Source organism: Psychrobacter sp., assembly GCF_030457785.1.
Lineage (GTDB): Bacteria > Pseudomonadota > Gammaproteobacteria > Pseudomonadales > Moraxellaceae > Psychrobacter.
Genome location: NZ_JAKDUI010000065.1, coordinates 1 through 11,970 on the forward strand (window position 1 = coordinate 1; position 11,970 = coordinate 11,970).

Genomic DNA, 11,970 nt, shown 5'->3' on the forward strand with positions numbered 1-11,970 from the left:
TTGATAATCACTATTATCTTAAAACTATTAAATAAAGAGAGTTAGACGTCAGCGCTAGCATAAGGACAAAGAAATGAATATGGCAACACAAGAAGGCAAGCTTTGGATGAATGGCACGATAATCGAACAGCCGGACGCCCATGTTCACGTGCTGACGCATAGCTTGCATTATGGCATGGCTGTGTTTGAAGGCGTACGCGCTTACCAAACTGCTGACAATCGTACAGCGATATTTCGTCTGAAAGAGCATACTGAGCGTCTATTAGGATCTGCAAAAATTTTCCAGATGGACGTGCCTTTTGATGCAGCAGCTCTTGAGCAAGCTCAAAAAGACGTGGTCAAGCAAAACAACTTAGCAGAAGCTTACATCCGTCCGTTGATTTGGGTTGGTGCCGAAAAACTAGGCCTTTCATCACGTGATAATAGTATCAACTCTATGGTTGCTGCTTGGCATTGGGGTGCTTATTTGGGTGATGAAGGTATCAAAAATGGTATCCGTGTAAAGACATCTTCATACACTCACCATATGACCAACGTAACTATGTGTAAGGCAAAAGCCTCGAGCAACTACCCAGTGTCTATCATGGCAAACCAAGAGGTCACCCGCAATGGCTACGATGAAGCTATCCTGATGGACCCTCAGGGTTATGTGTGCCAAGGTGCAGGTGAAAATTTATTCTTAGTAAAAGATGGTGTGTTGCATACGCCAGATTTAGGTGGTGGTGCACTTGATGGTATTACTCGCCGCACTATTATTCAGTTTGCTGATGACTTAGGCATCAAGGTGGTTGAGCGTCGTATCACTCGTGATGAGTTTTACTTAGCAGATGAGATTTTTATGACGGGCACTGCTGCTGAAGTCACGCCTATTCGTGAATATGATGATCGTGTCATCGGTAATGGGGGTCGCGGTGAGATCACGGAAAAGCTACAAACTTTGTACTTCGATGTAGTACATGGTCGTAACGAGCAATACATGCATTGGTTAAGTTTTATTGATTAAATGCCGATATTTTCAACTTTATGATTTGTGAGTGAAACTAAAAAGCTAAGGCTATAAAGAGTCTTGGCTTTTTTATTGACAAACTTTGCTTAGCAAGAAAACACACAGTGGGGGAGTTTTAAAAGTGATAACTGTTTATGATACTGCGACGGGTTCTTTGAATATAGGTGACACTATAATTATGGAAGCTGCAATGGAAGAGTTAGAAAAAATATTTAGTAAGGAGCATTTAGTTCTTTATCCAACCCATTATGCATTAGCAAAATCAACACTAAAAAAATCTTGGGATAATGATTTAGGGTTTGTGTGTGGTACAAATTTATTAAGAAATTATTGGCGTTGGAGAGCAAGGAAAAACCAATGGTCTTTAGGATTTTTTGATGCATTTAAAATGCAGCCTGCCATACTTTTTGGGGTAGGTTGGAATGTTTATGGTGACAAAACCGAATGGAAAGCAAAAATTTTTTACCAGAAAGCACTACGAAAAGATATATTGCATTCTGTGAGAGACTCTTATACAGAAAGTAAGTTAAAAGATTGTGGTGTTATGAATATTGTAAATACTGGGTGTCCGACTTTATGGGGCTTGACTGATAAAAAGATGTCTAATGTACCAAAAGAGAAAGCCGATTCAGTTGTGTTTACATTGACGGACTATCGGCAAGATAGTAACCAAGATAGAGCATTAATTAATACATTGATACTGAATTATTCTGAAGTATATTTTTGGCCTCAAGGTTCAGAAGACCTAATTTACTTTCAAGATCTGCTTCAAAAAGATGTTCCTAACGGTGATAGAATTAAGCTTGTACCTAGTAACCTCAGAGCTTTTAATGAAGTATTAAGCGTAAATGATATTGATTATGTTGGTACGAGGTTACATGCTGGTGTTCGAGCGCTTCAATTAACAAAAAGATCGATAATTATTGGGGTGGATAACCGTGCAATCGAAATGAAAGAAGATGTTAATCTTCCAGTCGTTAATAGAGCATCAATAGCGGAACTAAGTGAGCTGATAAATGGAAGTTGGAAGCCTTCGTTAAATATACCCTGGAATGAAATAGAAAAATGGAAGGCTCAATTTTAAGAGGCAAGTTTTATGTAGTAAATAAGGTTATATTATATGTGACTTATTAACTGCAAGTATTTAGTGACAGTATTTTTTGGGCTAAAATCATTAGAAAGCACAGTAAAATGTTTAGTGGGATTTATTGTTGATTGTTGTAGCTTGGTAGCAAGTGCTTCAATATCACCTACAGGGACAAGGTTTTTAGGTGGTAAAATTTCGTTAGGACCTGAAGGACAGTCTGTGCTGATAACGGGTGTCTCTAGTGCAAGAGCTTCAAGAATAGCAATACTAAATCCTTCAAAGTCTGAGGAAACAACCATTAGGTCTGCATTTTTAATAAAAGGGTATGGGTTTTTCTGAAACCCAGCAAAGACAACATCATTTTCAATTTCAAGATCTGCCACTAATTGCTTTGCTTCAGCGAGCAAATTCCCAGTGCCAACCAAAACTAATTTTTGTGGTATGTTAGCTAAGGCATATGCTTTTATTAGTATGTCATGGCGTTTTTGGGCTTTGAACTTACCTACATGAACAATGTAGTTTTGGTGACTAGGTATAAATTCATCAGCACCTGTCTTTACTGCTTCAATATCGATAGGATTATGAATGGTTTGAATGTTAGATTTTAAACCAAATAATTCAATAAAATCTTGTTTAACGCCTTCACTGACAGCGATACAAGGTTTGGATTGGTATGTCTTTTCAAGCTTGGATACCAAAGAGGGCGTTAGAGTACTAGCGTACTCTTGACTCAGTGTGTTATGAATGACTAAATGGACATTTTTTAATGTGCTTTTTGCAAGAATCATATCCACAGGGTATAAGTTTGAAAGTACTAAATCAGGTTCGCCTATATGATTTAATATGAACTTATCAAAAGCTTTTGAAGCAATGATAGATCTGAAGCTTCTTGGAATTTTCCTATATTTTTGATAATTGAAAAAATGAAGATTAATGTTGCTTGGAATGGGAAGCTCAATCATATCTTTGAAGTATACCAAATGTGCTTCGTGACCACTATCGGATAGTGCTTTGGCCATGGTTAGTGCAAAGCGTTCAGCTCCGTTTCCTTGTAAAGTAAAAATAGCAAGAACAATTTTTTTCATTATAGTCTTTGATCCTTTGTATGATATACAATCATATTTATTTTTATTTAGGGTAAAACCAGAGAAGTAAATGTATATTTGATGATAGTTAGGGCGTGTCTGGTTATCACAAATACGCTCTGTCAGCGCCGTGGTCGAATAATCAAACCTGCCCTAATATTCGTTCAGGGGGGCTTTAGAATCCAGAATACTTTTGATATATGAAAAATCACGTTGGTTGGGCAAGACCTCCAAGTACTCTGATTGACGTGCATATTTTGCTTGAATCAGCCCCATATCTATCTGCGTCGCCAATCGTTTGGACTTGAATTGTAATTTACTAGCTAGGTTATCGGCTGTGGGTTTAGCATTACTGTTGGTTGAAATGCTACTTTTAGCCACAGAACTAAGCTCCAAGCTAGGCATTCCATAATGACCAGCCATATCCATTTGAATTGCTAATGCGGGTACAGATTGTATTTTTTTCAGTGTTCTAGTATGGCAAAGCAAAGCATCTGCTAGCCCCGCACCTTTTTTTGCTACTTCATCGAGTAGTTTTTGTGCTCCTATTGGCGTCAAGAGGTAGGCTGCTGCACCTGTTTTATCCAAAAAAAGATTATGTAGGCTTAAGTTTTCAGAGTTATAAAAAGAATCTGTAGCGATCAGCTTTTTACGACCACGAGTTTCAAAAGTTAAATGATCATATTGAAAAGTATTTTGTTTGGCTAGTAACGTTAATGCCGCTGGTAGCTGGTTAGATAATAAAGCATCATCTTCCAATACTAACAAAGCCTGATCGGTGGATACAGTGTGTTGCCACACACGATAATGACTTAAAAAACAAGCCACTTCAGTTTTTCGTAGCTTTCTTTGCCAGTCATTGGCCCACTTTTCATATTCAGCATTGGTTAAGTCAGCCACTGTCGTAGCTTCGAAACGCTCATGAATGATGTCTAACCGTGAAAGTTGCTGTTGTTGGAACTGCCAGCGCTTAGGGGCATTTGCTAGATTTATGACCAGCGCTGTTATTTTAGACTGATTCATCATCAAATTACTCCTTCCACCAAGCAGTTTTTTCTCGAGTATGTAATGCTCGGAATCGGGAGTACACGGTGTTAGCATCTGGGTGCTGAGCACTTTCAAAAACTTTAAGAACAATGCCGCCAAGTACATGAGCGTTACATAACTTATCTAAGCGCCAGCGCATATTACGTAATGTATCATCAGTACCCACTGCAAATCCTGAAACACCATCAAACAATGCTAATCTTTCAGCTTCTAAAGAATTTTTGCGCTCTAATTTCGGTAAAGCTTTCTCTGATGCGGTTAAAAACAGCTCACTTTCTTGTAGCTTAATCGTATTCACCATGATAACAGCATTCATCAATAAAGATATTAAGTAGTCATCATCAGAGTGATCTATGAAGGTATCACAAGCTGAAATTAACCATCGGGTATTGAGGTTGTTGATCAAAAACTCATGGTTTTGATACCAAAGCTGCTCGAAGATGTTGAAGTTGTTTTTTGTTTGAAAGTCACGGCGTATTAGTACAATTAAACTGGCATGGTAGTACTCAAGCTCTGTACGACCCACAAATTCATGTCTCAAATTATCAATATGAGATTGTAGGTTTTTGTCAGAACCATGAGTGTATGTGCTTGTATCACCCTCAATGATCTGTGAGCTCATGGTTTCCCAATCCACTTGTTGTAATTGATTTGCTACTTTTGCTGCACCAAGTCTTTTACGATGCTGATTCAAAGAAAGTAGGTTAGCCAATTTAGATTTAGGTTGTTTCATTATTACTAATATTCCTTCAGCGTTGGGATTATTTTCAGATGGCGATACCATTTCCTACAATCTACAGAAGGCAATGTGGCCAGCCAAAAGAGTGCTAAATGAGGCATAAACGATAGTCAGTGTTTAATTTTTCTAGGTTTGTAATACAGCAGCTAATCGCTTTCGAACAAGTCACGTGTAAATACTTTATCTGATACATCCTGAATATAAGTGGATAAGCGATTGGCTACAATAATATCACTCATAGCTTTGAATGCGTTTAAATCCGTAATGACTTTTGAATTAAAGAAGTTATCTTCTTGTAAAACTGGTTCATAAACGACCACTGTGATCCCTTTCGCTTTGATACGCTTCATAACGCCTTGGATAGCAGATGCTCTGAAGTTATCTGAGCCACTCTTCATCACCAGTCTATAAATCCCCACGGTCTTTGGTTGTTTTTTGATTATTGCGTCGGCGATAAAGTCTTTACGAGTGCTATTAGAATCAACGATGGCTCTAATAAGGTTGCTAGGGACTTCGTTATAGTTGGCAAGGAGCTGTTTGGTATCTTTAGGTAGGCAGTAGCCACCATAGCCAAATGATGGGTTGTTGTAGTGATCACCGATACGGGGGTCTAGGCCTACGCCTTTGATAATTTGTTTGGTATCTAAGCCGAAGGTCTGCGCGTAGGTATCTAGCTCATTAAAATAAGCAACACGCATGGCTAAGTAAGTGTTAGAAAACAACTTAATGGCTTCAGCTTCAGTCGAGTCGGTAAATAGCAGGGGTGCATCTTTTTTAATAGCACCTTCTAAGAGTAAGTTTGCAAATATTTCGGCACGCTCAGACTGTTCGCCAACGATGATTCTTGATGGGTAAAGATTGTCATAGAGTGCCTTGCCTTCACGTAAAAACTCAGGAGAAAAGATAATATTTTGGCTGGAAAACCTTTCTCTTATACCGTTAGTATAACCAACGGGAACGGTGGACTTTATGATGATAGTAGCTTTATGGTTTACTGATAGCGCTTGTTCAATGACAGCCTCTACAGTTGAAGTGTTAAAGTAGTTGGTCTTTATATCGTAGTCTGTTGGCGTTGCAATAATGATGAAGTCTGCATCTTTATAGGCAGATTGTGCATCAGTTGTTGCAGAAAAATTCAGGTCTTTAGATGATAAAAAATCTGCAATATAATTATCTTCGATAGGTGACTGCTTCGAGTTCAGTAGTTCGATTCTTTCAGAAATGATATCAACCGCAATGACTTCATTATGCTGGGCCAGTAACAACGCATTTGATAAACCAACATAACCGGTGCCTACAACTGCTATTTTCATGATTAATCCAAGTAATTGTTGAATTAGGGCGTGTCTTCAATTCAATCGATAGTCATCTAAATGGGTTAAAAATGGCTAAATGTTGCCAAACGGCGTCAAATAGCTGACTAATATCTCGATATTATCTGCGCTATTTTCCTTGTTTGACTGCTGTTTATCTCATTTTTATCACCATTTTTAAAATGAAGACACGCCCTAGTGTTTGATGAAGACTGATGATTGTTTACGAAGTAGTTATGATAGTAAGGTAAAGGTGGTGTTTAGATAGGCTTCATTGCTGTTTGAAAAGCATATCGCAATTAAGTCTTAGTATAGCTAATTTGTATTAGGGCGTGTTTGATTATTCACAAATAGGCACTGCTGATTGCTGCTAGGTTATGAAATCTGTGTTCCAAACAAAGAGTAAGTCGAAGGTAATGTGAATACCTTAGCAACACGCCTTAGTTTATATTTGGAAAATTATTCAGTATTGCTTGTTGTGGCAGCTATGCTATAGACTTTTTACTTACTGCCAATGAGTTTTTAACCATGGACTTGGTTTAACATGACGATACCACTTGCCGCCGCTACCATTGATGGCATCTGGCGGGTTAATCTCACCATGAAATATTACTATCTTTGCACCATCAGGCAGTGTAGGTGCACGCACAAAGTTAAAAGGAATAGGCGCAATACATTGGTATTTGAAGCTGACGCACCAAGTTTTATCCCAATATTCTAGGTGATGATGTTCGCGTAAATAGTTGGACAAATAGGCCTGTTCGTGGCGTACTTGCTGACGAATAGTGTCAAAGTTGCGCTCGAAGTTTGCCAATAAGTCAGGATACGTGCCCGTACCAATGTTAAAGCGATAGACTGAACTATTGCCAATCATGCGCCATGGTTTTTTCCAGTCACGGATGATGACGACGCTGTCTTCATGCTCGGCTTGGTAAGTGAAAAAGGCATCGATATTATCGACGATAACGATGTCGATATCTAAAAACAGTGCTACGCCTTTGAGATCGTACAGTTCAGGCTTGAACGTTGTAAGCTTTTTCCAACCGCGTTCAGGACCTGCTGGCAGATCCATTTCTGGGATAGGGTGGCACATGATAGCAGGGTCAATACCCGTGCTATCATCTGTGAGACAGACCATTTGAAAGTCTAAGGTAAGATGGCGGCTGACCATATTGTACAAGCGGTTGACGTACTCAGGGCCGTATTTATCACCCCATTTCATACAGATGACATAACGTTGCGCAGTAGTAATGGACTCTGCTGCCGTGAGGTCGGTTGATGAGATGTTCGTTAGGTCAGTTGCCATAATGCACTCATATTGATATAGAAAAGAATAGATAAAACTAAAAAGCCAGTCAATATTAGCACAGTTATAATATGTGATACTTCCAGTTATTTAACAGGTTGTATCGTTATTGCTCGTTGTTGTTCTGGAGTTATTGATAACGGCTGTATGTTCACGAACGAAGTCAGCGATAGCTTTTTCATTGGCTTTGTAGGGGTTTCCTAGTGTTGGCACGTGTTTAAAACGTCGATAGCCCCACATATAATGACTGCAATGTTGCTCAATCATCTGTTGCATGGAGTTGTTTAGTGCCTGTGCCGCAGTTTCGGCGTGGCGATCATAAAGTGCAGGATTATCTAACTTATAACAATAAATATCAAAGCCACGACCATCAGTACGCCGGATGCAAGATAATCCAACCAATGCGCATTTTGTTTTACTAGCAAGCTTAGAAGCCAGAGTGCTGGTCAAAGTCTTGATCCCGAAGAAAGGCACGATTACGCCACCTGAGGGGTCAGGGACATGATCAGGAAGTACGATACTAAAGCCACCTTGCTTTAAGGTCTTAAATACCGCCTTGACACCACTACCGTCAGTTGGCACCAGCGTTGCATTGAGGCGTGAACGACCTTTAAGGACAAAATCGTTAGTAATGTTACCTTTGACTGGTTTATACATGATTGTCGGCGAACCAAACTGGTTTAGCCAAGCATTCATCATCTCCCAGGTGCCGAGATGGGGAACTATGGCTAGCATACCGTTAGGATTGGCAAGCCCTTCTAACAAAATATCTTTGTTATAGACATCATTAATTTGTGCAATGCTCCATTCAGGTGGCATCGCCCAGCTCTTGATAGATTCAATGCTGGTTAAGCATTGATGGTAGATAATCTCTTTGATGAGTGTTTGCTTTTGTTGTTCAGACAATGAATGAGCAACAAGCGCAATGTTGGTATTAACAGTGCGCATGATGCTCAGGCCTGGTATCTTTATGATTATCCACGCCGCAGCACGTGCCGTTGCTTGTAGTACAGGCAACGGTACATACTTCAAAAGTGAGTAAGGATTCATGACCACGCACACACTAGTGATTCATAAACCTCGTCGAACAACAATGAGTAGCTAAACATGATTTTAGCTATTTATTGTGCAGGCTTATTGGTATCAGCCTGTGCTTTTTCACGCACACGGATACCAAGTTCACGCAGCTGCTTACTATCAACGCCAGCAGGTGCTTGGGTCAATGGACAATCAGCGGTTTTGGTTTTCGGGAACGCGATGACGTCACGGATAGAGCTTGCGCCTACCATTAGCATGATTAAGCGATCCAAACCAAAGGCCAGACCACCATGTGGTGGTGCACCGAATTTTAACGCATCAAGTAAGAAGCCAAATTTGTCTTCAGCCTCTTGCTCGCCGATACCTAAAGCTTCAAGAACGGCTTGCTGCATATCAAAGGTATTGATACGCAAGCTACCACCACCGATCTCAGTACCGTTCAACACCATGTCATAAGCAATAGAGAGTGCAGTTTCTGGGCTGTTTTTCAACTCCTCAACTGAGCCTTTAGGCTTGGTGAATGGATGATGCATTGATGTCCAACGACCATCTTCAGTTTCCTCAAACATTGGGAAGTCAGTTACCCAAAGTGGTGCCCACTCACAAGTCGTCATTTCAAGGTCTAGACCAATTTTTTGGCGTAGTGCACCGATTGCATCGTTTACGACACTGGCTTTATCAGCGCCGAAGAAAATGATATCGCCATCTTTAGAGCCTGTACGTTCGATTAGGCTCGTCAAAACATCATCGGTCATATTCTTGATGATTGGTGACTGTAAGCCGGATTCTTGATCTACGCCATTATTGATCTTACTAGCGTCGTTCACTTTAATGTAAGCCAAGCCACGTGCGCCGTATATGCCAACAAACTTAGTATAGGCATCGATTTTTTTGCGACTTAACGAAGCACCACCTGGTACACGCAGGGCAGCGACACGACCTTTCGGGTCGTTTGCAGGACCTGAAAATACTTTGAAGTCAACGTCTTTCATCAAGTCAGCAACGTCGATCAACTTCAGAGGAATGCGCAAGTCAGGCTTGTCTGACGCATAGTCACGCATTGCTTCAGCGTAAGTCATGCTTGGGAAGTCATCAAACTCAACATCCAGCATAGTCTTGAATAAATGCTTGATCAGACCTTCGTTAATGTCCATGATTTCTTTCTCGTTTAAGAAAGAAGTCTCGATATCCACCTGTGTAAATTCAGGTTGGCGATCAGCACGCAAATCTTCATCGCGGAAGCATTTGGCGATTTGATAGTAACGGTCAAAACCTGACACCATTAATAGCTGTTTAAATAGCTGTGGTGACTGCGGTAATGCAAAAAAGTTGCCAGATCTGGTACGTGAAGGCACTAGATAATCACGCGCGCCTTCAGGTGTTGCACGAGTCAAAATAGGCGTTTCGACGTCCAAGAAACCATGATCATCTAGATAACGACGAATGGCTGATGTTGCCTTGGCACGGAATACCATACGCTCTTGCATATGTGGGCGGCGCATATCCAGATAGCGGTACTTAAGACGCAAGTCTTCAGAGACGGTGGTGTTCTCATCATTCAATGGGAAGGGCGGGGTCTCAGATTTTGCTAGTACTTCAATTTCTTTGCCTAATAGTTCAATTTGACCACTGGTCATATTGTTATTTTCAGTACCTTCATAGCGGCGACGTACACGTCCAGTGATTTTTAGAACGTATTCAGGACGTGCTGCATCAGCTGTAGCAAACGCTTCTGGAGTGTCAGGATCGACGACTACCTGCAAGATACCAGCACGGTCACGCATGTCTAAGAAAATCACGCCACCGTGATCGCGCCGACGATGTACCCAGCCTACGACACTGATGGTTTGCTCAAGTAAGCTTTCGGTTACGGCTCCGCAATATTCATCTCGGTATTCGCTATGCGTCATAATATAGTTATCCAATTGTCAGCCCAATTTAAAATAATTACAATAATGCAGCCTTTGCTGTGCGGTTTAAATGATAGGCAAAAAGCACAATGACGTGATAAAAGACACAAGATCATCACGGAGGCTGCGAGAATTTTAATATAAACGCATATTATGCCTAATCTCCCAGTGTTATACAACCAGCTGCGCTTAATCATAACGCAGAAGTATTTTGGTATTAAATCTATCTGCTCATTGGGCTGTACCTTGAATTAAATATTACCATTTTGCTTGAAAATGTAGGTCATCATGCACATATCAACATAACGCTAATAAGAACCGTTATATTGCTATATCTAATGACTTGAGGAATTGTAAATATGCTATTTCATCCGCCAAAAAACCCTGTAGAGCTAAAAGTAAGACACCTGAACGAAACGCAAAAGCAGCGCCGTGAGGATTTGATGGAGGCTACTCAAGGGAAGGCAGCCCTCAAGCAATTTAAAAAAAACATGGCGAAAAAAGCCAAAAAGGCTTTAAAAGTTAAAAGCAAAAAGAAAAATGCTGATGTCAAACAAAAAGTATTTGTTCTTGATTTCGATGGAGATATTAAAGCCACTGCGGTTAAGCATTTGCGAGAAGAAATCAGCACGCTCATCAGCACGGCTGAGAAAGGCGACGAAGTAGTGGTGCGTCTAGAATCGGGCGGCGGATTGGTACATGGCTACGGTTTGGCTGCTGCACAATTGGTACGTCTCAAAGATGCAGGTCTAACGTTGACAGTCTGTGTCGATAAAGTTGCCGCAAGTGGTGGTTATATGATGGCATGTGTTGCTGATAAGGTAGTGGCGGCACCATTTGCCGTTATCGGCTCCATCGGTGTGGTGTCGCAACTGCCGAATTTTCATAAATGGCTAAAAAACCACGATGTTGATTATGAGATGTTTACGGCTGGTGATTATAAGCGCACCGTGACCGTATTCGGTGAAAATGCTGCCGAAGATCGTGCCAAATACCAAGAAGAGCTGGAGCAAACACACGAGTTATTTAAGCACTTTGTCAATACTTATCGTCCAAGTTTAGAGGTGGCCAAGGTTGCGACAGGGGAGCACTGGTATGGTGAAGATGCGCTAAAGCTTCATTTAATCGATAGCCTACAAACGTCAGACAGCTATATCTTAGCGCGTATGAAAGATAACGACGTCTATGCACTGCACTCACGTCAAAAGCCAACCCTAGCCGAAAAACTAGGGTTAGCTCAAGCTGCAGAAGCAACGTTGAGTGTGGCAGTGGATAAGCTACCTGATGCACTGGCGCGTTTTGATCTGAATAGTCGCTTGAATATTCTGAAATAATCTTTAATTTCATTATGAGTGACTGATCCAAGGTGTTTTAATTCCCAATAGCTTTTTTAACATTTTACCGCAGAAATCCCCTACCTCTAAGGTAGTGGGATGAAT

The 11,970-nt window shown here is 40.7% G+C and carries 10 protein-coding genes; 3 read left to right on the plus strand and 7 right to left on the minus strand.

Annotated elements, in window-relative coordinates; translation table 11 throughout:
* Positions 1–73: 73 nt before the first annotated feature.
* Positions 74–1,003 (plus strand): branched-chain amino acid transaminase, encoded by a 930-nt coding sequence (locus L0J61_RS04855; protein WP_301465208.1) that lies wholly within the window; start codon positions 74–76, stop codon positions 1,001–1,003.
* Between the two features lie 124 nt (positions 1,004–1,127).
* A complete protein-coding gene (locus L0J61_RS04860; RefSeq protein ID WP_301465209.1) occupies positions 1,128–2,090 on the plus strand; it encodes a polysaccharide pyruvyl transferase family protein in 963 nt (320 codons plus the stop codon).
* 32 nt (positions 2,091–2,122) lie between these two features.
* Here L0J61_RS04860 and L0J61_RS04865 read toward each other — a convergent pair whose 3' ends face one another.
* The 7 genes from L0J61_RS04865 to aspS all read right to left on the minus strand — a co-directional run bounded on the left by L0J61_RS04865 (position 2,123) and on the right by aspS (position 10,531).
* Entirely contained in the window at positions 2,123–3,178 is a 1,056-nt protein-coding gene (locus L0J61_RS04865) for a glycosyltransferase (protein WP_301465211.1), read from the minus strand.
* A 153-nt stretch (positions 3,179–3,331) separates the two neighbouring features.
* Positions 3,332–4,324, minus strand: a complete 993-nt coding sequence (locus L0J61_RS04870) for a glycosyltransferase family 25 protein (RefSeq protein WP_301465220.1) — start codon at positions 4,322–4,324, stop codon at positions 3,332–3,334.
* A complete protein-coding gene (locus L0J61_RS04875) occupies positions 4,209–4,958 on the minus strand; it encodes a hypothetical protein (RefSeq protein WP_301465212.1) in 750 nt (249 codons plus the stop codon). The genes L0J61_RS04870 and L0J61_RS04875 overlap by 116 nt, the downstream gene beginning before the upstream one ends.
* Before the next feature lie 152 nt (positions 4,959–5,110).
* Positions 5,111–6,277, minus strand: a complete 1,167-nt coding sequence (locus tag L0J61_RS04880; RefSeq protein WP_192520189.1) for a nucleotide sugar dehydrogenase — start codon at positions 6,275–6,277, stop codon at positions 5,111–5,113.
* A 505-nt stretch (positions 6,278–6,782) separates the two neighbouring features.
* Positions 6,783–7,499: a glycosyltransferase gene (locus tag L0J61_RS04885; protein ID WP_192520193.1), complete on the minus strand. Its 717-nt coding sequence runs from the start codon at positions 7,497–7,499 to the stop codon at positions 6,783–6,785.
* Between the two features lie 174 nt (positions 7,500–7,673).
* Positions 7,674–8,633, minus strand: a complete 960-nt coding sequence (locus L0J61_RS04890) for a lysophospholipid acyltransferase family protein (RefSeq protein ID WP_301465214.1) — start codon at positions 8,631–8,633, stop codon at positions 7,674–7,676.
* A 71-nt stretch (positions 8,634–8,704) separates the two neighbouring features.
* Complete coding sequence (gene aspS / locus L0J61_RS04895; protein ID WP_301465216.1) at positions 8,705–10,531, minus strand: aspartate--tRNA ligase; 1,827 nt, start codon at positions 10,529–10,531, stop codon at positions 8,705–8,707.
* 359 nt (positions 10,532–10,890) lie between these two features.
* Between aspS and sohB the strand changes: the two genes are divergently transcribed.
* On the plus strand, positions 10,891–11,865 hold the full coding sequence (gene sohB / locus L0J61_RS04900) for a protease SohB (protein ID WP_301465218.1): 975 nt from the start codon (positions 10,891–10,893) through the stop codon (positions 11,863–11,865).
* The last annotated feature ends 105 nt before the right edge of the window (positions 11,866–11,970 follow it).